Raw genomic sequence first — 20128 nt, 5'->3', positions numbered from 1 at the left:
GCGACAACGTGACGGTCGACGTCGAGCTGATCGTGCCGATCGCCATGGAGGAGAAGCTGCGCTTCGCCATCCGCGAAGGCGGCCGCACCGTCGGTGCCGGCGTCGTCGTGTCGATCACTGAATAAGAAGCAACCGATCTGTCGCGGGCGGGAATTCGCCCGCGCCGCGCCAGAACAAGGAATTGACGCATGAACGGCCAAAATATCCGTATCCGCCTCAAAGCGTTCGACCATCGGGTGCTTGACGCCTCGACGCGCGAGATCGTGTCCACCGCCAAGCGCACCGGCGCCAACGTCCGCGGGCCGATCCCGCTGCCGACGCGGATCGAGAAGTTCACGGTCAACCGCTCGCCGCACATCGACAAGAAGAGCCGCGAGCAGTTCGAGATGCGCACGCACAAGCGGCTTCTCGACATCGTTGACCCGACCCCGCAGACGGTCGACGCGCTGATGAAGCTCGATCTGGCCGCCGGCGTCGACGTCGAAATCAAGCTCTGAGAGCTGGACCATGAGCCGGCCGGGGTGAAATCCGAAAGGCTCCTCTGAAGGAAATCGAACCGATGCGTTCAGGTGTAATCGCACAGAAGTTGGGAATGACCCGCGTCTACAACGACGCCGGCGAGCATGTCCCGGTCACCGTTCTCCGCATGGAGAGCTGCCAGGTCGTGGCGCAGCGCACGAAGGAGAAGAACGGCTACACCGCCGTCCAGCTCGGCGTTGGCCTGGCCAAGGTCAAGAACACCTCGAAGGCGTTGCGCGGCCATTTCGCCGGCGCTTCCGTCGAGCCGAAGGCGAAGCTCGCCGAGTTCCGCGTCTCCGACGACAACCTGCTCGATGTCGGCGCCGAGATCACGGTCAACCATTTCGTCCCGGGCCAGAAGGTGGACGTCACCGGCACCTCGACCGGCAAGGGTTTTCAGGGCGTCATCAAGCGCCACAATTTCGGCGGCGGCCGTGCCACCCACGGCAACTCGGTGTCGCACCGCACGCATGGCTCGACCGGTCAGCGCCAGGACCCCGGCAAGGTGTTCAAGGGCAAGAAGATGGCCGGCCACATGGGCGCGACCCGCGTCACCACGCAGAACGTCGAGGTCGTCTCGACCGATGCGGATCGCGGCCTGATCCTGATCCGCGGCGCGGTTCCGGGCACCAAGGGCGCCTGGATACTGGTGCGCGATGCCGTCAAGGTGGCGCTGCCGGACAATGCGCCGAAGCCGGCCGGCCTGCGCGCAGCGGCTGCGGCCAAGACCGAAGCTCCGGCCACTGAGGGTGCGGAATAATGGACATCAAGATTTCAACGCTCGGCGGCAAGGACGCCGGCAAGGTCGAGCTTTCGGACGCGATCTTCGGTCTCGATCCGCGCGAGGACATCCTGCAGCGCGTCGTGCGCTGGCAGCTCGCCAAGAAGCAGCAGGGCACGCATCAGGCGAAGGGCCGCGCGGACATCGCCCGCACCGGCGCCAAGATGTACAAGCAGAAGGGCACGGGCCGCGCCCGTCACTCCTCCGCTCGCGCTCCGCAGTTCCGCGGCGGCGGCAAGGCGCACGGCCCGGTGGCGCGCAGCCACGAGCACGATTTGCCGAAGAAGGTGCGCGCCCTCGGCCTGAAGCACGCGCTGTCGGCCAAGGCGAAGAGCGCTTCGATCATCGTCGTCGACGAGCTGACGCTGGCCGAGGCCAAGACCAAGGCGCTGGTCGCGAATTTCGCGGCACTCGGCCTGAAGAACGCGCTGGTGATCGGCGGGGCTGAGCTCGACGTGAACTTCAAGCGCGCCGCCGCCAACATTCCGAACATCGACGTGCTGCCGATCCAGGGCATCAACGTCTACGACATTCTTCGCCGCGGCACGCTGGTCCTTTCGAAGGCCGCCGTCGAGGCCCTCGAGGAGCGCTTCAAATGACGGATCTTCGCCACTACGACGTGATCGTCAGCCCGGTGATCACGGAAAAGTCGACGACCGCTTCCGAGCACAACCAGGTCGTCTTCAACGTCGCCAAGAAGGCGACGAAGCCGGAAATCAAGGCCGCCGTCGAGGCGCTGTTCAGCGTCAAGGTGACGGGCGTGAACACGCTCGTCCGCAAGGGCAAGGTGAAGCGGTTCCGCGGGACGATCGGCCGGCAGGGCGACGTGAAGAAGGCGGTGGTCACGCTGGCCGACGGCCAGTCGATCGACGTCGCCACGGGTCTCTGAGGGGCGCGAGGACAGAACAATGGCACTCAAGAATTACAAGCCCGTAACGCCGAGCCTGCGCCAGCTGGTCATCGTCGACCGCTCGGCGCTCTACAAGGGCAAGCCGGTGAAGGGCCTGACCGAAGGGCTGAAGTCGTCGGGCGGCCGCAACAATCACGGCCGCGTGACCGCCCGCTTCATCGGCGGCGGCCACAAGCGCGCCTACCGCATCATCGACTTCAAGCGCCGCAAGTTCGACATGGCGGCGACGGTCGAGCGGCTGGAGTACGATCCGAACCGCAGCGCCTTCATCGCGCTGATCAGGTACGAGGACGGCGAGCTCAACTATATCCTGGCGCCGCAGCGTCTCGCAGCCGGCGACAAGATCGTCTCGGGCGAGGCGGTCGACGTGAAGCCGGGCAATGCGATGCCGCTGTCGGCCATGCCGGTCGGCACGATCGTCCACAATGTCGAGCTGAAGCCCGGCAAGGGCGGCCAGGTCGCCCGTTCGGCCGGCTCCTACGCCCAGCTCGTCGGCCGTGACCAGGGCATGGCGATCCTGCGCCTCAACTCGGGCGAGCAGCGCGTCGTGCACGGCTCGTGCTTCGCCACCGTCGGTGCGGTCTCCAATCCTGACCACGCCAACATCAACGACGGCAAGGCCGGCCGCTCGCGCTGGCGCGGCAAGCGCCCGCACAACCGCGGCGTCACCATGAACCCCGTCGATCACCCGCACGGCGGCGGCGAAGGCCGCACCTCGGGCGGCCGCCATCCGGTGACCCCGTGGGGCAAGCCGACCAAGGGCAAGAAGACGCGGTCGAACAAGTCGACCGACAAGTTCATCGTGCGTTCGCGCCATCAGCGCAAGAGCTAAGAAGAGGTAACGCGAAGTGACCCGTTCAGTCTGGAAAGGTCCGTTCGTCGACGGCTTTCTTCTCAAGAAGGCGGACAAGGTGCGCGATGGCGGCCGCAACGAGGTGATCAAGATGTGGAGCCGCCGCTCCACCATCCTGCCGCAGTTCGTCGGCCTCACCTTCGGCGTCTACAACGGCCAGAAGCACATTCCGGTCAACGTGTCGGAAGACATGGTCGGCCACAAGTTCGGCGAGTTCGCTCCGACCCGGACCTATTACGGTCACGGCGCGGACAAGAAGGCGAAGAGGAAGTAACATGGGCAAGGCCAAAGCTCCGCGCAGGCTTGCTGACAACGAGGCGCGTGCGGTCCTCCGCACCATCCGTATCAGCCCGCAGAAGCTGAACCTGGTTGCCGCGCTCATTCGCGGCAAGAAGGTGCAGTCCGCGCTTTCGGATCTCGAATTCTCGCGCAAGCGCATTGCCGGCACCGTCAAGAAGACGCTGGAGTCGGCGATCGCCAACGCGGAGAACAACCACGACCTCGACGTCGACGCGCTGATCGTGGCCGAGGCCTATGTCGGCAAGTCGATCGTCATGAAGCGCTTCCATGCCCGTGGCCGCGGCCGCGCCAGCCGCATCGAGAAGCCGTTCTCGCACCTGACCATCGTGGTGCGTGAAGTGGAAGAGAAGGAAGCCGCCTGATGGGTCAGAAAATCAATCCGATCGGCCTTCGCCTCGGCATCAACCGCACCTGGGATTCGCGCTGGTACGCGAACACCGGCGAGTACGGCAAGCTGCTGCACGAGGACATCAAGATCCGCGAGTACCTGAAGAGCGAGCTCAAGCAGGCCGCGATCTCCAAGGTCGTGATCGAGCGTCCGCACAAGAAGTGCCGCGTCACCATCCATGCGGCGCGTCCGGGCCTGATCATCGGCAAGAAGGGCGCCGACATCGAGAAGCTGCGCAAGAAGCTGACCGAGATGACGAAGTCCGAGACGCATTTGAACATCGTCGAGGTGCGCAAGCCGGAGATCGACGCGACCCTGGTCGCCCAGTCGATCGCCCAGCAGCTCGAGCGCCGCATCGCCTTCCGCCGCGCCATGAAGCGCGCCGTGCAGTCGGCCATGCGTCTCGGCGCCGAGGGCATCCGCATCAACTGCGCGGGCCGTCTCGGCGGCGCCGAGATCGCGCGCATGGAATGGTACCGCGAGGGCCGCGTGCCGCTGCACACGCTGCGCGCCGACGTCGACTACGGCACCGCCGAGGCGCAGACCGCCTACGGCACCTGCGGCGTCAAGGTGTGGGTATTCAAGGGCGAGATCCTCGAGCACGACCCGATGGCCTCCGAGCGCCGGGCGAGCGAGACCGATCACAGCCATGCGGGCGAGCGCAGCGAGCGGGCCGAGCGCGGCCGGCGGCGCGAGAACGCCTGAGAGCATAGGAATCTGGAGTAAGAACGATGCTGCAGCCAAAGCGCACAAAGTTCCGCAAGCAGTTCAAAGGCCGCATCCACGGCGTCGCCAAGGGCGGCACCAACCTGGACTTCGGCGGTTTCGGGCTGAAGGCGCTTGAGCCGAACCGCGTCACCGCGCGCGAGATCGAGGCGGCCCGCCGCGCGATCACCCGCGAGATGAAGCGTGCCGGGCGTGTCTGGATCCGGGTGTTCCCGGACGTTCCGGTGACCTCGAAGCCGACCGAGGTGCGCATGGGCAAGGGCAAGGGCGCGGTCGACTACTGGGCCTGCCGCGTCAAGCCCGGCCGCATCATGTTCGAGATCGACGGCGTGCCGGAAGAGACGGCGCGCGAGGCGCTGCGCCTCGGCGCCGCCAAGCTGTCGGTCAAGACGCGCTTCGTGCAGCGCATCGCGGAATAGGAAAGGGCTGGGACATGAAGGCTAGCGAAATCAGGGCGAAGACCCCCGACCAGCTCGACGACGACCTGGCGGCGCTGAAGAAGGAGCAGTTCAACCTGCGCTTCCAGAAGGCGACCGGCCAGCTCGAGAAGACTGCTCGGGTCAAGCAGGTCCGCAAGGACATTGCCCGCATCAAGACCATCGCCGCCCAACAAGCGGCTAAGAAGGCTTAAGGACGAAGAAAATGCCGAAGCGCATCCTGCAGGGCGTCGTCGTCAGCGACAAGAACGAGAAGACCGTGGTGGTCAAGGTCGAGCGCCGCTTCACCCATCCGGTGATGAAGAAGACCGTGCGTCTGTCGAAGAAGTACAAGGCGCATGACGAGAACAACGCCCACAAGGTCGGCGACACCGTGTTCATCCAGGAGTCGAAGCCGATCTCGAAGGACAAGCGCTGGGTCGTCGTGACCGAGGCGCAGGCCTCGCAGTAACAAGAATTTGGACAAGCCGGGGAGGGCGCTGCTCATCCCCAGACATGAAGAAGGCGGCCAGTCATGATTCAGATGCAAACAAACCTCGACGTCGCGGATAATTCCGGCGCACGTCGTGTCATGTGCATCAAGGTGCTGGGCGGCTCGAAGCGGAAATACGCCTCCGTCGGCGACATCATCGTGGTGTCGATCAAGGAAGCCATCCCGCGCGGCCGCGTGAAGAAGGGCGATGTGATGAAGGCGGTCGTGGTACGCACCGCCAAGGACATCCGTCGTCCGGACGGCAGCGTGATCCGTTTCGACAAGAACGCGGCGGTTCTCGTCGACAACAAGAAAGAGCCGATCGGCACGCGTATCTTCGGGCCGGTTCCGCGCGAGCTTCGCGCCAAGAACCACATGAAGATCATCTCGCTCGCGCCCGAAGTTCTGTAAGGAGCCGGAAAAATGCAGAATATCCGCAAGGGCGACAAGGTCGTCGTGCTCGCCGGCAAGGACAAGGGCCGCTCCGGCGAGGTGCTGTCCGTCCAGCCGAAGGACGACACGGCGATCGTGCGCGGCATCAACATCGTGGTGCGCCACCAGCGTCAGTCGCAGTCCCAGCAGGGCGGGCTGATCCGCAAGGAGGCGCCCATCCATCTGTCCAATATCGCGCTGGCCGACCCGAAGGACGGCAAGCCCACCCGCGTCGGCTTCAGAACAGAAGGCGACAAGAAGGTGCGCTTCGCGAAGCGCTCGGGAGAAACGATCAATGGCTAAGGCAGCAATTCAGCCACGCCTTAAGAAGGTCTACGAAGAGACCATCCGCAAGGCGCTGCTCGAGCAGTTCAAGTACGACAACGAGATGGAGATCCCCCGTCTCGACAAGATCGTGCTGAACATGGGCGTCGGCGAGGCGACGGGCGATTCCAAGAAGCCGTCGGTGGCCGCCGCCGACCTGGCGCTGATCGCCGGCCAGAAGGCGATCGTCACCCATGCGCGCAAGTCGATCGCCTCCTTCAAGGTGCGCGAGAAGATGCCGATCGGCGCCAAGGTGACGCTGCGCAAGGAACGCATGTACGAGTTCCTCGACCGCCTGGTGAATATCGCGCTGCCGCGCGTGCGCGATTTCCGCGGCCTCAACCCGAAGAGCTTCGACGGGCGTGGCAACTATGCCATGGGCATCAAGGAGCACATCGTGTTCCCCGAGATCAACTACGACAAGGTCGACCAGATCTGGGGAATGGACATCATCGTTTGTACGACCGCCAAGACGGATGACGAAGCCCGGGCTCTGCTCAAGGCCTTCAACTTCCCGTTCCGGCAGTAACGGCAGCGAGAAAAGGAAAGATCTGAAATGGCAAAGACCAGCTCAGTCGAGAAGAACAACCGGCGCCGCAGGCTCGTGGAGCAGAAGGCAGCCAAGCGCAAGGCGCTGAAGGCGGTCATCATGAGCAAGGACCTGCCGATCGAGGAGCGCTTCCGCGCGCAGCTCAAGCTCGCCGCGATGCCGCGCAATTCCGCCAAGGTGCGCATCCGCAACCGCTGCGAGGTGACGGGACGTCCGCGCGCCTATTATCGCAAGCTGAAGATGTCGCGTATCGCGCTGCGCGAACTGGGCTCGCTGGGCGCCGTTCCGGGCCTGGTCAAGTCGAGCTGGTAAGGAGGGCATGACATGTCACTGAACGATCCCCTCGGCGATATGCTGACCCGCATCCGCAACGCCTACGGCCGCAAGAAGACCAAGGTGTCGACCCCGGCCTCGCGTCTGCGCACCCGCGTGCTTGAGGTTCTGAAGACGGAAGGTTACATCCGCGACTTCAGCCAGACCGATTTCGACAACGGCAAGTCCGAGATCGAGATCGAGCTGAAATATTTCGACGGCGTGCCGGTCATCCGCGAGATCGCCCGCGTGTCCAAGCCGGGCCGCCGCGTCTACGTCTCGGTCAAGTCGATTCCGTCGGTCGCCAACGGGCTGGGGATCTCGATCCTCTCCACGCCGAAGGGCGTGATGGCCGACCACGAGGCGCGCGAGCAGAACGTCGGCGGCGAGATTCTCTGCAAGGTGTTCTAAGGGTGAATCGTGAATGGTGAATAGCGAGCGGTTGGTGGTCGTCTACCCTTCACCATTCCTCCCTTCACCATTCACCGGATAGGAAAGAGGAGACAACCAGATGTCTCGTATTGGCAAGAAGCCGGTGAAGGTGCCGGCCGGTGTGACCGCTTCGGTCGACGGCCAGATCGTCACCGCGAAAGGTCCGAAGGGCGAGCTGAAGTTCGTCGTCAACGACGAGGTGCTGGTCAAGCTGGAGGACGGCGAGATTGCCGTCGAGCCGCGCGACCAGACCAAGACCGCCCGCTCCAAGTGGGGCATGTCGCGCACCCAGATCGTCAACATCCTGGACGGCGTGACCAAGGGCTTCGAGAAGAAGCTCGAGATCAACGGCGTCGGCTATCGCGCCGCCATGCAGGGCAAGAACCTGCAATTGGCGCTTGGCTTCAGCCACGACGTCGTCTACGAGGCGCCGCAGGGCATCACGATCGCCGTGCCGAAGCCGACCGAGATCGTCGTGTCGGGCATCGACAAGCAGGCGGTCGGCCAGGCTGCCGCCGAGATCCGCGAGTATCGCGGCCCCGAGCCCTACAAGGGCAAGGGCGTGAAGTATGCCGGAGAGCGGATCGTCCGCAAGGAAGGCAAGAAGAAGTAAGACTGTGAATGGTGAATGGTGAAATGGAAGTAGGATAGGTCCGAGCGACTGCATCGCAGCGGATCGTGCCATTCACCATTTCACATTTCACCATTCACCGAAGCAACGCCACGGAGGGCGGCCGCGGGAAGCGCCTATCGGCTTACCGCACAGGGCCGCCACCGTCTTACAAGGCAGGAGCAGACCATGGCCGTCAAGGCAGCAACGCAAAAGCGCGCGCAGCGCATCCGCCGTCAGATCAGGAAGGTCGCCGGCGATCGGCCGCGCCTGTCCGTGCATCGCTCGTCGAAGCATATCTACGCGCAGATCATCGACGACGGGAAGGGCCATACGCTGGCAGCCGCCTCGACGCTCGAGAAGGATCTGAAGGGCTCGCTCAAGACGGGAGCCGACATCGCCGCCGCGACCGCCATCGGCAAGCTGATCGCCGAGCGGGCCGGCAAGGCCGGCGTCAAGGAGGTCGTGTTCGACCGCGGCGCCTACATCTATCACGGCCGCGTCAAGGCGCTGGCCGAAGCCGCGCGCGAGGGCGGCCTGAGCTTCTAAGTGAATGGTGAATGGTGAATGGTGAAATGGCAGTCTGGTAGGAGCGGCTTTCAAAGCCTTGATACCATTCACCATTTTTCCATTCACCATTCACCGAAGTGAATCCACCGCGCACCGGCACAGCCGGGCGCATCACAGCAACCCGTGCTTCCGGAAAAGAACAAGGACAGGACATGGCACAGGAACGTAGGGAAGGTCGCCGCGAGCGCGACCGCGACGAGCGCGACAGCGAATTCGTCGACAAGCTCGTCCACATCAACCGCGTCGCCAAGGTGGTGAAGGGCGGCCGTCGCTTCGGTTTCGCCGCGCTCGTCGTGGTAGGCGACCAGAAGGGCCGCGTCGGCTTCGGCCACGGCAAGGCGCGCGAGGTGCCGGAGGCGATCCGCAAGGCCACCGAGGCCGCCAAGCGCGACCTGATCTTCGTGCCGCTGCGCTCCGGTCGCACCCTGCATCACGACGTGGCAGGCCGCCACGGAGCGGGCAAGGTTCTCCTGCGCGCCGCCAAGCCCGGTACCGGCATCATCGCCGGCGGCCCGATGCGCGCCGTGTTCGAGACGCTCGGCATGCACGATGTCGTCGCCAAGTCGATGGGTTCGTCGAACCCCTACAACATGGTGCGCGCCACTTTCGACGCCCTGAAGAACCAGGTGCACCCGAAGGACGTCGCCGCCCAGCGCGGCATCAAGTATTCGACCCTCCAGGCTCGCCGCGGCAACGCGGTCGCCGCGGAAGAATAGTCGCGGGCGCTGAGGAGTACGACCATGGCAAAGAAAGCGACCAAGACCATCACGGTCGAGCAGATCGGCAGCCCGATCCGCCGTCCGAAGGAACAGCGGGCAACGCTCGTCGGCCTCGGCCTGAACAAGATGCACAAGCAGCGCACGCTGGAGGATACGCCGGCGGTGCGCGGCATGATCGCGACCGTGCAGCACCTCGTCCGCGTCGTCGACGAGAAGTAAGCCGCGCGCCAGGAGAAAGACGATGAAACTGAACGAACTGCGTGACAAGGAAGGCGCGACGCACTCGCGCAAGCGCCTCGGCCGCGGCATCGGCTCCGGCTCCGGCAAGACTGCCGGCCGCGGCGTGAAGGGCCAGAAGGCGCGCTCCGGCGTCGCCATCAACGGCTTCGAGGGTGGCCAGATGCCGCTCTATCGCCGTCTGCCCAAGCGTGGCTTCAAGAACCCGTTCTCGAAGAGCTTCAACGCCGTGTCGCTGGGCCGCATCCAGACGGCTGTCGACGCCGGCAAGCTCGACGCGAAGGAGGTCGTGACGGCCGAAGCGCTGATCAAGGCCGGCGTCATCCGCCGTCCGCTGGACGGCGTGCGCGTGCTGTCGGATGGCGAGTTGAAGGCGAAGCTCTCCTTCGACGTGGCCGGCGCCTCCAAGGCGGCCGTCGAGAAGATCGAAAAGGCCGGCGGCTCGGTGAAGCTTCCCGAGCCGGTCGTGCCGGTCAAGAAGATGGTCAAAAAGGCCAAGTGACCCTTCGTCGCAAGCGGCTGACGGCATAGTCGGCCGCTTGCAACTTCGACGCCCGGCGCCTATTTCGGAGCTTCGTCGACTCGTGGCGCCGCTGCGGCCATCCCAGCGTGACGAAGCGGAGAATACTTTATGGCATCGGCCGCCGAGCAACTAGCCTCCAACCTGAATTTCGCGGCCTTCGCAAAGGCCGAGGACCTGAAGAAGCGCATCTGGTTCACGCTGGGCGCGCTGCTGGTCTACCGCCTCGGCACCTATATCCCGCTTCCCGGCATCAATCCCGACGCCTTCGCCCAGGCCTTCACCCAGCAGAGCCGGGGCGTGCTCGGCGTCTTCAACATGTTCGCGGGCGGCGCGGTCGAGCGCATGGCGATCTTCGCGCTCGGCATCATGCCCTACATCTCCGCCTCCATCATCATGCAGCTGATGACGTCGGTCGTGCCGTCGCTCGAAGCGCTGAAGAAGGAAGGCGAGCAGGGCCGCAAGATCATCAACCAGTACACCCGCTACGGTACCGTGCTTCTGGCGCTGGTGCAGGCCTACGGCATCGCCGTCGGGCTGGAGAGCGGCAGCGGCATCGTCACCGATCCCGGCTGGTTCTTCCGCATCTCCGCCGTCATCACGCTGGTCGGCGGCACCATGTTCCTGATGTGGCTGGGCGAGCAGATCACCGCGCGCGGCATCGGCAACGGCATCTCGCTGATCATCTTCGCCGGCATCGTCGCCGGCCTGCCCAGCGCCATCAGCGGCACGCTGGAGCTGGGGCGCACCGGCGCGCTGTCGACGGGCCTCATCCTGGCGATCATCGTGCTGGCGATCGTGGTGATCGCCGTCATCGTCTTCTTCGAGCGTGCCCAGCGCCGCCTGCTGATCCAGTATCCGAAGCGGCAGGTCGGCAACCGCATGTTCCAGGGCGACACCTCGCACCTGCCGCTGAAGCTCAACACCGCCGGCGTCATCCCGCCGATCTTCGCCTCGTCGCTGCTGCTTCTGCCGGCGACCGTCGCGGGCTTCACCAATACGGCGGAACTGCCGGCCTGGGCGGGCGGCATCCTGGCGACGCTCGGCCATGGCCAGCCGCTCTACATGGCGCTCTATGCGGCGATGATCGCCTTCTTCGCCTTCTTCTACACGGCGATCGTCTTCAACCCGAAGGACACCGCCGACCAGCTGAAGAAGCATTCCGGCTTCATTCCCGGCTATCGGCCGGGCGAGCGCACGGCGGAATACATCGACTACGTGCTGACGCGCATCACCGTGGTCGGCGCTATCTACCTGGTCGTCATCTGCCTGATGCCCGAGTTCCTGATCTCGGCGACCGGCGTGCCCTTCTATCTCGGCGGCACCTCGCTGCTGATCGTGGTGAGCGTGACGCTCGACACGGTGGCGCAGATCCAGGGTCACCTGATCGCCCACCAGTATGAGGGGCTGATCAAGAAGTCCAAGCTGCGCGGGGGGAAGAGGGGCAAATGAGGCTGATTCTGCTCGGACCGCCCGGGGCGGGCAAGGGAACCCAGGCGCAGCGCCTGGTCGAGAAGCACGGCATCCCGCAACTCTCCACCGGCGACATGCTGCGCGCCGCCGTCAAGGCAGGCACCGAGGTCGGCAAGCGCGCCAAGGCGGTGATGGATTCCGGTCAGCTGGTCTCCGACGAGATCGTCAACCAGATCGTGTCCGAGCGCATCGACGAGCCGGACTGCCGCAGGGGCTTCATCCTCGACGGTTTTCCGCGCACGGTGCCGCAGGCAGAGGCCCTGACCAGCATGCTGGCCGAGAAGGGCCAGAAACTCGACGCGGTGATCGAGCTCAAGGTCGACGAATCGGCGCTGCTGAAGCGCATGGAGAAGCGCGTCGCCGACACCCTGGCGGCGGGCGGCCAGACCCGTGCCGACGATAATCCGGAATCGTTCAAGAAGCGCCTCGACGAATACCGTCAGAAGACGGCTCCGCTGTCGGCGTATTATGCCGGCACCGGAGAATTGCGGACGATCGACGGCATGGCGGACATCGATGTGGTGACCGCCGAGGTCGAGGGGATACTGCATCGCGGCGACCGTGCGGAGTCTGTCGCCTGAGATCAAAAAAATCCGTGGATAACGACGGGTAGTCTTTCAAGTTCTTTGGTTCCAGGCATGCTCTCCCTCCGTTAGGCGAAGGGGGATTGCCATGGAATCGGGAAACGGGAGACGGGCAAGATGGGCGCCGGTGGTTCTGCTGGCGGTATGCTCGACAGCGGCCAATGTGGCGACGAGCATTGCGGCCCCAGCCGTTCGTCTGGAACTCTCTAGTCGCTCGATCATAGAGCCGATACGCTATATTTCGCCGGATACACTGGATCCGACACTGCCCGGTGTCGGCACCAACAGATATGCCTACGCTCTGAACGATCCTATCAACAAGAGCGACCCGAATGGAAACTTCGCGGTATTGGGTGCCGTTGTCGGTGCCGTGGTTGGGGTCGGCATTCAGGCGGCGGTAGATGCATACAACGGAGAACTCAGTGGCGTAGGAGCTTACGCCGGGGCGGCGGCGGGCGGAGCGATCGCGGGAGCTACGGCCGGGTTGTTGAGCGGGGCAGTGGGTGTCTACGGAACGGCCGCAGTTGCCGGAGCTGCCGGCAACGTGACCGCTGGGGTCACCGAGGATGCGATAAACGGCAATGCATCGACCGTATCGGGGGTTGTCGGGGACGCTGCGGTAGGCGGCGCTTTTGGACTCGCCGGCGGTGTCGTAGGATCCAGAATAAGCAATGGCATCAACGGCCTCTCAAATCACCCGAAGGGAAAGTTGGGAGAGAAGCTGACGATTGCAAAAGAGGCGGTGAAGGGGAACTTTCCTGGGCGCAAGAATGTTGAAGTGTTTACAGGTCGTTTGACGCCTACCGGAAGGCCGCAAAGGGCCCTTATTGACCGTGAGTTTAATAATGCATTCACTCGTCAATCTAAATTGGTGGATAGCAAACTCGGGCGCTGGGCGGGGCCAAGTCCGAATCAGCGAGTTGCCAAAAGAAATGGCGGCATTTTCGAATATGACAAGATGACACCTGACCAAGTAGGAGGTGCTGCTGGAGGCGCTGCGTCCGGGGGAATAGCGGCGGGAGCGAATCACTCATCGGGTAAGGAGGAGAGTGCACCTTAATTTTGGTGCCGTGTGATGAGCAAAAGCCGGATCGGGGCGATCAACGATGAGTTCCAGACGAGGGTCAAGCCGATCTTCGAGTCATGGGGTTTGATCCGCCATCCCAATTCCCAAGCTTCCTTTGGCCGTGAACAACACGGCTATATGTATGAGTTTGCCGATGTCCGCGATCCAGATGACATTAGACTGTGTCGGTTTGCGATTTCCATCAAAGACTCCAGCCTAGATATCATCGGAGAGAAAGGAGTGGTGGTTGATCCCAAAGACGGGAGCGTTCCAGTTCATCCTGGCTTTCCCGCCGGCTTTGCTCTGCTGCGGCCGTTTTCTTTCAGGCATTTTTTCACGAGGTTCATCGACAGGTCTTTTTCGCTCGAACAACACAATGGCGAGACCGTCGAAGCGGCGGCTGCCAGGCTGATTGATGACGTCGTCAAGGAGTTGCCGCGCCTGAAGCGGTATCTGTACGGCTGAAACTTCAGGATCGACGGGATTCGATCGTCAATTTGACCCTCCAGTTGACATGTGCCTCTTCCTCGCCTATGTGCCGCCTACATTCCAATCAGGTGTGTAACTGGCCACCCTTGCCGGGTAGGCCGGCTTTTTGATTGGAACACCCGCAAGGGCCGGCCTCCACCGGACGCGGGTCAATCGGAGCGCCGGCTTTTGCCGGCCCACATGGAGTGAGAGAATATGGCCCGTATAGCCGGCGTCAACATACCGACCAATAAGCGCGTCGTGATCGCGCTGCAGTACATTCACGGGATCGGCAAGAAGTTCGCCCAGGAGATCGTCGACAAGGTCGGCATCCCGGCCGAGCGCCGCGTCAACCAGCTCACCGACGCCGAGGTGCTGGCGATCCGCGAGGCGATCGACCGCGACTACCGCGTCGAGGGCGACCTGCGCCGCGAAGTGTCGATGAACATCAAGCGGCTGATGGACCTCGGCTGCTACCGCGGCCTGCGCCACCGCCGCTCGCTGCCGGTGCGCGGCCAGCGCACGCACACCAACGCCCGCACCCGCAAGGGCCCGGCGAAGGCGATTGCTGGTAAGAAGAAATAATTGAGCGAATAGCGAAATAGCGAATAGAAACCTTTTACTACTTGCTATTCGCTACTCCCTATTCGCTCCTCTGGTGTAGCCGCTGGCATTACGGCGGCGTCGAGATCGACTGAAAGGACTGACATGGCCAAGGAAGCCGGGCGCGTAAAGCGTCGCGAACGCAAGAACATCTCGTCGGGCGTCGCCCACGTGAACTCGACCTTCAACAACACGATGATCACCATCACCGACGCTCAGGGCAATGCGATCGCCTGGTCGTCGGCCGGTGCCCAGGGTTTCAAGGGCTCGCGCAAGTCGACGCCGTTCGCCGCCCAGATGGCCGCGGAAGACGTCGCCAAGAAGGCGCAGGAACACGGCATGCGCACCCTCGAGGTCGAGGTCTGCGGTCCCGGCTCCGGCCGTGAATCGGCGCTGCGCGCCCTGCAGGCCGGCGGCTTCACGATCACCTCGATCCGTGACGTCACGCCGATCCCGCACAATGGCTGCCGCCCGCGCAAGAAGCGTCGCGTCTGATCTTTAGGCTTAACCGCCGCGCAAGCGCCATCAGGCGCCTGCGCGGCATTTCCAGATCGCCCGTCACGATTGGATGGTGGCGGGGTATCGGAAGGACCGTAAAATGATCCAGAAAAACTGGCAGGAACTGATCAAGCCTAACAAGATCGAGTTTTCCTCGAAGGGCAAGACGCTGACCACGCTCATAGCCGAGCCGCTGGAGCGCGGCTTCGGCCTGACGCTCGGCAACGCGCTGCGCCGCGTGCTCCTGTCCTCGCTGCGTGGTGCGGCCGTCACCTCCGTGCAGATCGACGGCGTGCTGCATGAGTTCTCGTCCATCGCCGGCGTGCGCGAGGACGTGACCGACATCGTGCTCAACATCAAGGAAATCGCCATCAAGATGGAAGGCGACGGGCCGAAGCGCATGGTCGTGCGCAAGCAGGGCCCGGGCGCCGTGCTCGCCGGCGACATCCAGACGGTCGGCGACGTCGAGATCCTCAATCCCGACCATGTGATCTGCACCCTCGACGAGGGCGCCGAGATCCGCATGGAGTTCACCGTCGACACCGGCAAGGGCTATGTGCCGGCCGAGCGTAACCGTGCCGAGGATGCGCCGATCGGGCTGATCCCGGTCGACAGCCTCTATTCGCCGGTCAAGAAGGTCTCCTACAAGGTCGAGAACACCCGCGAGGGCCAGGTGCTCGACTACGACAAGCTGACCATGACCATCGAGACTAACGGCTCGGTCACCGGCGAGGACGCCGTCGCCTTCGCGGCGCGCATCCTGCAGGACCAGCTCGGCCTCTTCGTCAACTTCGAGGAGCCGCAGAAGGAGACCGCTGCCGAGGCCGTCACCGAGCTCGCCTTCAACCCGGCGCTGCTCAAGAAGGTCGACGAGCTCGAACTGTCGGTGCGTTCGGCCAACTGCCTGAAGAACGACAACATCGTCTACATCGGCGACCTGATCCAGAAGACGGAAGCCGAGATGCTGCGCACGCCGAATTTCGGCCGCAAGTCGCTCAACGAGATCAAGGAAGTTCTCGCCGCGATGGGTCTCCATCTCGGCATGGAGGTGGCCGACTGGCCGCCGGAGAACATCGAAGACCTCGCCAAGCGTTACGAAGACCAGTACTGAAACAGCGAATAGGGAAGTAGCGAATAGCGAATAGGAAAATAGCAGGCGTACTACTATTCGCTATTCGCTATTCGCTACTCCCTCTATAAGACACCGGGCTCCGGCCCATAGAACCCACGGAGAAGAGCCATGCGCCATGGATTTGCCGGCCGCCGCTTCGCCCGCAGCGCAAGCCACCGCAAGGCGATGTTCGCAAACCTCGCCGTCTCGCTCATCGAGCATGAGCAGATCGTCACCACCCTACCTAAGGCGAAGGACCTGCGTCCGATCGTCGAGAAGCTCATCACGCTGGGCAAGCGCGGCGACCTGCACGCCCGCCGCCAGGTGATCGCCCAGATCGGCAACGAGAAGGTCGTCAAGCGCCTGTTCGACACGATCGCGCCGCGCTACGCCACCCGCAATGGCGGCTATCTGCGCATCATGAAGGCGGGCTTCCGCCACGGCGACAACGCCCCGCTGGCGGTGATCGAGTTCGTCGACCGCGATACCTCGGCCAAGGGCGCAGGCGACCGCGCCCGCGTCGAGGCGGAGACCGCCGAGACGGCCGAAGCCGCATAAGCGTCGCATTTTTCTGAAACGCTCAAGGGGCCTGCGGGCCCCTTTTGCATGTCCGGCGCGGCGGCGCGCCAGAATTCGGGAGATGCTGCGCATGCTGGTTCTGACACGGCTGTTGACGATGGTGCTGGTGGCGATGGTTTCGGCCGCATCGCTGGCGCCGGCCGAAAGCGGGGAAGAGGTCATGCTGCACGAGGCGGCTGCGGACGGCGATGTCGAGCGGACGCGGCAATTGCTGGCGTCGGGCGCTGCCGTCGACATGCGCGACGGGGCGCGGCGGACGCCGCTTCTCATCGCGGTTCAGGCCGATCAGGCGGAAGTGGCGCGATTGCTGATCGAGGCGGGTGCGGACGTCAACGCCAAGGATGCCATCGAGGACACGCCCTTCCTCTATGCCGGCGCGGAAGGGCGGAACGGAATTCTCCGTCACATCCTTGCGACCGGCAAGGCCGATCTGAAGGACACCAACCGTTATGGCGGCGTCGCGCTGATCCCGGCGGCGCATCACGGCCATCCCGAGACGGTGCGTATCCTGCTGGAGACGGCGATCGACATCGACCACGTCAACGATCTCGGCTGGACGGCGCTGCTGGAAGCCGTGATCCTGGGCGATGGCGGGCCGGTCTACCAGGAAATCGTGCGGCTGCTCATTGACGCCGGCGCGAAGCCGATCGCCGACCGCGGCGGGAGGACGCCGCTCGACCACGCACGGTCGCTCGGTTTCGGCGAGATCGCCGCCATCCTCGAAGGGCAGGGAAGGGGCTGAGCGCGGCGACCGGCTTGCGCTGCGACGTTTTGCGCAGCATTCTTGGCGGTCTCTTGAATGGGGGGAGCCATGCCGGAATATCGTCTGCTGGAGGTGGGAGACCCCGCGCCATGGTTCACGCAGCGCACTGCCTCGAACCCGAGTTTCCATTTCGACACGGTGGCGGGACGCTATCTGGTCCTGTGCTTCTTCGGCTCCGCAGCCGACCAGGTCGGTCGCGCCATGCTCGGCTTCGCGGATGAGCACCGGCACTTTTTCGACGACCGGAAGCTCGCCTTCTTCGGCATCAGCCACGACCGCAGCGACGAGGAGCAGGGACGCCTGCCGGAGGCGCTTCCGGGCGCGCGGCATTTCTACGATTTCGACGGCAAGATCGGCCAGCTCTATGGAAGCCTGCCGCTCAATTCGACCGGACAGGTGTCGATCCGCCGCTTCTGGATGGTCGTCGACCCGACCATGCGGGTGCGCGCCATCTTCAACGCAAAACCCGACGGCAGCGAGCGCCGGGAGCTCGCCGCCTATCTGGAGGCGCTGCCGGCGGTCGATGCCTATGCCGGCTTTGCCGTGCAGGCGCCGATCATCGTCCTGCCCAACGTCTTCGATCAGGCCTTCTGCCGTCACCTTATCGATCTCTACGATGCCGATGGCGGCACCGATTCCGGTTTCATGCGGGAGGTCGACGGCAAGACGGTCGAGGTCGTCGATGCCCGGCACAAGCGCCGGTCCGACTTCACCATCGAGGACGAGAAGCTGCGGCTCACCATCCGCCAGAAGATCATCCGCCGGGTGGTGCCGGAGATCCAGAAGGTGCATCAGTATACGGTCACCCGCATGGAGCGCTATATCGTCGCTTGCTACGACAGCGCCAATGGCGGACACTTCCGCGCGCATCGCGACAACACCACTAAGGGTACGGCGCACCGCCGCTTTGCCGTGTCGATCAACCTCAATGCCGAGTTCGACGGCGGCGAGGTGAGTTTTCCCGAATACGGTCCGCGCTCGTTCAAGCCGACGCCGGGCGGTGCCGTTGTCTTTTCCTGTTCGCTGCTGCATGCCGTCTCGCCGGTGACACGCGGCAAGCGCTACGCCTTTCTGCCGTTCCTCTACGACGATGCTGCCGCAGCGCTGCGGGAAGCCAACAACAAATATCTCGACGAGAACGTCGGCAACTACGTGAAGACAGGCTGAACCGGACCTTCAGGTCCGGGAAAGGTGGCCCGAAGAGCCGGTGAGGGGTGTTTCATCGGTCAAAACTTGCGACCGGTGGCATGATTCCGCGCCGGCGGGGCACGGGATGCGGCTCGTCGGTCACGCACGCCTTCCAATTTGCACAATCATCGCGTCTATAGGCGGATGTCCCGCTGGAGGATTCGCATGTTGCCGAACGGCTTGCTGGCCCTTCTGGTCTCCCTGTCGCTGACGCTCGCCGGCCCTGCCTTCGCGCAGGAGAAGCCGGCCGGCGGGCAGCCCGCGCCTACCGAAAAGCCGGCCGCCGAGCAGCCGGCGGAGCCTGGCCTGAAGGATGTGCTCAACGACCTGATGAAGAGCATGGAGGAGCCGCCGCCTCCGCCGGCGCCGCCCGGCCGGCGGCTGCCGTTCGGGCGTGCCGAAATCCAGCTCTCCTTCGCGCCGCTGGTCAAGGAGACGGCGCCGGCCGTGGTCAACGTCTACGCCTCGCAGCAGGTCCGGGTGCGCTCGCCCTTCGAGGGCGACCCGTTCTTCGAGCGCTTCTTCGGCGGCGGTGGCGGCGGCGGCGGACCGCTGCGCCGCTCCCAGTCGCTCGGCTCCGGCGTGCTGGTCGACAAGAGCGGCATCGTCGTCACCAACTTCCACGTCATCCGCGATGCCGACGAGGTGAAGGTCGCGACCTCCGACGGACGCGAATTCGAGAGCAAGGTGCTGCTCAAGGACGAGACCATCGACCTTGCCGTGCTCAAGATCGAAGGCGATGCAGACTTCCCTGTGGTGCAGATCGGCGATTCCGACGCGCTGGAGATCGGCGACCTGGTGCTGGCGATCGGCAACCCGTTCGGCGTCGGCCAGACCACCACCAGCGGCATCGTCTCGGCGCTCGCCCGTTCGCATATCGGCGTCTCCGACTTCGGCTTCTTCATCCAGACGGATGCGGCGATCAACCCCGGCAATTCCGGCGGCGGGCTAATCAACATGACCGGCCAGCTGGTCGGCATCAACACCGCCATCTACAGCCGCAGCGGCGGCTCGATCGGCATCGGCTTCGCCATCCCGTCGAACATCGTGCGCGCCGTGGTGAACGCGGCCAAGAACGGCCAGGACTTCTTCGAGCGACCCTTCATCGGGGCGAGCTTCGAACCGGTCACGGCGCAGGTGGCGGAGGCGCTCGGCATGACGCCGACCGGCGCGCTGGTGGCCAACGTGGCCGAAAACGGTCCGGCGGCGAAGGCCGGACTGAAACCCGGCGACGTGGTGCTGTCGATGAACGGCGTCGCCATCGAGCATGTGGATGCGCTCGGCTACCGCCTCTCGACGCAGCCGATCGGCGCCAAGGCCAGCCTGCAGCTGCTCAGCAACGGCGAGGAGAAGACTGTCGAGGTCGGCCTCGAACGCGCCCCGGAGGGCAGCACCACCGGGCCGGTCACCATCCGCGGACGCAGCCCGTTCGCCGGCGCCAAGGTGGCCGAACTGTCGCCCCGGCTGGCGCAGCGGCTGCGCATGCCGGCCGACGTCGCCGGCGTGACGGTGGTCGACATCGACCGCAATTCGCCGGCCGCCGGCTTCGGGCTGCGGCCGCGCGACATCGTGCGCGAGGTCAATGGCGAGGCGATCAGCACGACCGCCCAGCTCGAGGAGGTGGCCGCCCAGGATACGCGCTGGTGGCGCTTCACCGTCGAGCGCGACGGGCAACTGATGCGGCAGATGCTGCGTTACTGAAG

General features: G+C 64.3%; 33 protein-coding genes. All 33 read left to right on the top strand.

Annotated elements, in window-relative coordinates:
- Positions 1–125, top strand: a 125-nt coding sequence (locus C7I84_RS09910) for an EF-Tu C-terminal domain-related protein (RefSeq protein WP_483423485.1), incomplete at its 5' end; no start/stop codon positions are given.
- Between the two features lie 63 nt (positions 126–188).
- Complete coding sequence (gene rpsJ / locus C7I84_RS09905) at positions 189–497, top strand: 30S ribosomal protein S10 (protein ID WP_007066362.1); 309 nt, start codon at positions 189–191, stop codon at positions 495–497.
- A gap of 62 nt (positions 498–559) precedes the next feature.
- On the top strand, positions 560–1279 hold the full coding sequence (rplC, locus tag C7I84_RS09900; RefSeq protein ID WP_106772006.1) for a 50S ribosomal protein L3: 720 nt from the start codon (positions 560–562) through the stop codon (positions 1277–1279).
- Positions 1279–1899 carry a 50S ribosomal protein L4 gene (gene rplD, locus C7I84_RS09895; RefSeq protein ID WP_106772005.1) on the top strand — a complete coding sequence of 207 codons (621 nt, stop codon included), beginning with the start codon at positions 1279–1281 and terminating at the stop codon, positions 1897–1899. The genes rplC and rplD overlap by 1 nt, the downstream gene beginning before the upstream one ends.
- Positions 1896–2189, top strand: a complete 294-nt coding sequence (locus tag C7I84_RS09890) for a 50S ribosomal protein L23 (protein ID WP_106772004.1) — start codon at positions 1896–1898, stop codon at positions 2187–2189. Before rplD ends, C7I84_RS09890 begins: the two co-directional genes overlap by 4 nt.
- A 19-nt stretch (positions 2190–2208) precedes the next feature.
- A complete protein-coding gene (gene rplB, locus C7I84_RS09885) occupies positions 2209–3042 on the top strand; it encodes a 50S ribosomal protein L2 (RefSeq protein ID WP_106772003.1) in 834 nt (277 codons plus the stop codon).
- A gap of 16 nt (positions 3043–3058) precedes the next feature.
- Positions 3059–3337, top strand: a complete 279-nt coding sequence (gene rpsS / locus C7I84_RS09880) for a 30S ribosomal protein S19 (protein WP_106772002.1) — start codon at positions 3059–3061, stop codon at positions 3335–3337.
- Between the two features lies 1 nt (position 3338).
- Positions 3339–3725: a 50S ribosomal protein L22 gene (rplV, locus tag C7I84_RS09875; RefSeq protein WP_106772001.1), complete on the top strand. Its 387-nt coding sequence runs from the start codon at positions 3339–3341 to the stop codon at positions 3723–3725.
- Positions 3725–4456: a 30S ribosomal protein S3 gene (rpsC, locus tag C7I84_RS09870; RefSeq protein ID WP_106772000.1), complete on the top strand. Its 732-nt coding sequence runs from the start codon at positions 3725–3727 to the stop codon at positions 4454–4456. Before rplV ends, rpsC begins: the two co-directional genes overlap by 1 nt.
- Before the next feature lie 26 nt (positions 4457–4482).
- Positions 4483–4896, top strand: a complete 414-nt coding sequence (rplP, locus tag C7I84_RS09865; protein WP_106771999.1) for a 50S ribosomal protein L16 — start codon at positions 4483–4485, stop codon at positions 4894–4896.
- Positions 4897–4910: 14 nt separating this feature from the next.
- Positions 4911–5108 carry a 50S ribosomal protein L29 gene (rpmC, locus tag C7I84_RS09860; protein WP_106771998.1) on the top strand — a complete coding sequence of 66 codons (198 nt, stop codon included), beginning with the start codon at positions 4911–4913 and terminating at the stop codon, positions 5106–5108.
- An 11-nt stretch (positions 5109–5119) separates the two neighbouring features.
- Positions 5120–5365, top strand: a complete 246-nt coding sequence (gene rpsQ, locus C7I84_RS09855; RefSeq protein ID WP_106771997.1) for a 30S ribosomal protein S17 — start codon at positions 5120–5122, stop codon at positions 5363–5365.
- Positions 5366–5428: 63 nt separating this feature from the next.
- Positions 5429–5797, top strand: a complete 369-nt coding sequence (gene rplN / locus C7I84_RS09850; RefSeq protein WP_006205457.1) for a 50S ribosomal protein L14 — start codon at positions 5429–5431, stop codon at positions 5795–5797.
- Positions 5798–5809: 12 nt separating this feature from the next.
- Positions 5810–6121 (top strand): 50S ribosomal protein L24, encoded by a 312-nt coding sequence (rplX, locus tag C7I84_RS09845; RefSeq protein WP_106771996.1) that lies wholly within the window; start codon positions 5810–5812, stop codon positions 6119–6121.
- Complete coding sequence (gene rplE, locus C7I84_RS09840) at positions 6114–6671, top strand: 50S ribosomal protein L5 (RefSeq protein ID WP_106771995.1); 558 nt, start codon at positions 6114–6116, stop codon at positions 6669–6671. The genes rplX and rplE overlap by 8 nt, the downstream gene beginning before the upstream one ends.
- A 27-nt stretch (positions 6672–6698) precedes the next feature.
- Positions 6699–7004, top strand: a complete 306-nt coding sequence (gene rpsN, locus C7I84_RS09835; RefSeq protein ID WP_106771994.1) for a 30S ribosomal protein S14 — start codon at positions 6699–6701, stop codon at positions 7002–7004.
- 12 nt (positions 7005–7016) lie between these two features.
- Positions 7017–7415 (top strand): 30S ribosomal protein S8, encoded by a 399-nt coding sequence (rpsH, locus tag C7I84_RS09830; RefSeq protein ID WP_106771993.1) that lies wholly within the window; start codon positions 7017–7019, stop codon positions 7413–7415.
- A gap of 100 nt (positions 7416–7515) precedes the next feature.
- The gene (gene rplF / locus C7I84_RS09825; protein ID WP_106771992.1) at positions 7516–8049 is read left to right on the top strand and encodes a 50S ribosomal protein L6; all 534 of its coding nucleotides are present in this window, start codon (positions 7516–7518) and stop codon (positions 8047–8049) included.
- Positions 8050–8235: 186 nt separating this feature from the next.
- Complete coding sequence (rplR, locus tag C7I84_RS09820; protein WP_106771991.1) at positions 8236–8595, top strand: 50S ribosomal protein L18; 360 nt, start codon at positions 8236–8238, stop codon at positions 8593–8595.
- Positions 8596–8768: 173 nt separating this feature from the next.
- A complete protein-coding gene (gene rpsE / locus C7I84_RS09815; protein WP_106771990.1) occupies positions 8769–9332 on the top strand; it encodes a 30S ribosomal protein S5 in 564 nt (187 codons plus the stop codon).
- Positions 9333–9356: 24 nt separating this feature from the next.
- Positions 9357–9554 (top strand): 50S ribosomal protein L30, encoded by a 198-nt coding sequence (rpmD, locus tag C7I84_RS09810; protein WP_106771989.1) that lies wholly within the window; start codon positions 9357–9359, stop codon positions 9552–9554.
- Positions 9555–9576: 22 nt separating this feature from the next.
- Complete coding sequence (gene rplO, locus C7I84_RS09805; protein WP_106771988.1) at positions 9577–10074, top strand: 50S ribosomal protein L15; 498 nt, start codon at positions 9577–9579, stop codon at positions 10072–10074.
- A 129-nt stretch (positions 10075–10203) separates the two neighbouring features.
- Positions 10204–11544 (top strand): preprotein translocase subunit SecY, encoded by a 1341-nt coding sequence (gene secY, locus C7I84_RS09800; RefSeq protein WP_106771987.1) that lies wholly within the window; start codon positions 10204–10206, stop codon positions 11542–11544.
- The gene (locus tag C7I84_RS09795) at positions 11541–12146 is read left to right on the top strand and encodes an adenylate kinase (protein WP_106771986.1); all 606 of its coding nucleotides are present in this window, start codon (positions 11541–11543) and stop codon (positions 12144–12146) included. Before secY ends, C7I84_RS09795 begins: the two co-directional genes overlap by 4 nt.
- A gap of 130 nt (positions 12147–12276) precedes the next feature.
- The gene (locus C7I84_RS29670; RefSeq protein WP_133170081.1) at positions 12277–13209 is read left to right on the top strand and encodes an RHS repeat-associated core domain-containing protein; all 933 of its coding nucleotides are present in this window, start codon (positions 12277–12279) and stop codon (positions 13207–13209) included.
- A gap of 15 nt (positions 13210–13224) precedes the next feature.
- Positions 13225–13680, top strand: coding sequence for a hypothetical protein (locus C7I84_RS09790; protein WP_106771985.1), 456 nt, complete (start codon positions 13225–13227; stop codon positions 13678–13680).
- 219 nt (positions 13681–13899) lie between these two features.
- On the top strand, positions 13900–14268 hold the full coding sequence (rpsM, locus tag C7I84_RS09785) for a 30S ribosomal protein S13 (RefSeq protein ID WP_106771984.1): 369 nt from the start codon (positions 13900–13902) through the stop codon (positions 14266–14268).
- Between the two features lie 123 nt (positions 14269–14391).
- Positions 14392–14781 carry a 30S ribosomal protein S11 gene (gene rpsK / locus C7I84_RS09780; protein WP_106771983.1) on the top strand — a complete coding sequence of 130 codons (390 nt, stop codon included), beginning with the start codon at positions 14392–14394 and terminating at the stop codon, positions 14779–14781.
- A 103-nt stretch (positions 14782–14884) separates the two neighbouring features.
- Positions 14885–15895 (top strand): DNA-directed RNA polymerase subunit alpha, encoded by a 1011-nt coding sequence (locus C7I84_RS09775; RefSeq protein WP_106771982.1) that lies wholly within the window; start codon positions 14885–14887, stop codon positions 15893–15895.
- A 129-nt stretch (positions 15896–16024) separates the two neighbouring features.
- Positions 16025–16453: a 50S ribosomal protein L17 gene (rplQ, locus tag C7I84_RS09770; RefSeq protein ID WP_106771981.1), complete on the top strand. Its 429-nt coding sequence runs from the start codon at positions 16025–16027 to the stop codon at positions 16451–16453.
- A 91-nt stretch (positions 16454–16544) separates the two neighbouring features.
- Complete coding sequence (locus tag C7I84_RS09765) at positions 16545–17216, top strand: ankyrin repeat domain-containing protein (RefSeq protein ID WP_106772021.1); 672 nt, start codon at positions 16545–16547, stop codon at positions 17214–17216.
- A 69-nt stretch (positions 17217–17285) separates the two neighbouring features.
- Positions 17286–18404 carry a 2OG-Fe(II) oxygenase gene (locus C7I84_RS09760; RefSeq protein WP_106771980.1) on the top strand — a complete coding sequence of 373 codons (1119 nt, stop codon included), beginning with the start codon at positions 17286–17288 and terminating at the stop codon, positions 18402–18404.
- A gap of 186 nt (positions 18405–18590) precedes the next feature.
- Positions 18591–20126 carry a DegQ family serine endoprotease gene (locus tag C7I84_RS09755; RefSeq protein WP_106771979.1) on the top strand — a complete coding sequence of 512 codons (1536 nt, stop codon included), beginning with the start codon at positions 18591–18593 and terminating at the stop codon, positions 20124–20126.
- Positions 20127–20128: the final 2 nt, after the last annotated feature.

Origin of the sequence: Kumtagia ephedrae (genome assembly GCF_003012745.1) — a bacterium.
Lineage (GTDB): Bacteria > Pseudomonadota > Alphaproteobacteria > Rhizobiales > Rhizobiaceae > Kumtagia > Kumtagia ephedrae.
Note: the sequence above shows the minus strand (reverse complement) of the source record. Positions and strands in the feature narration are given on the sequence as shown.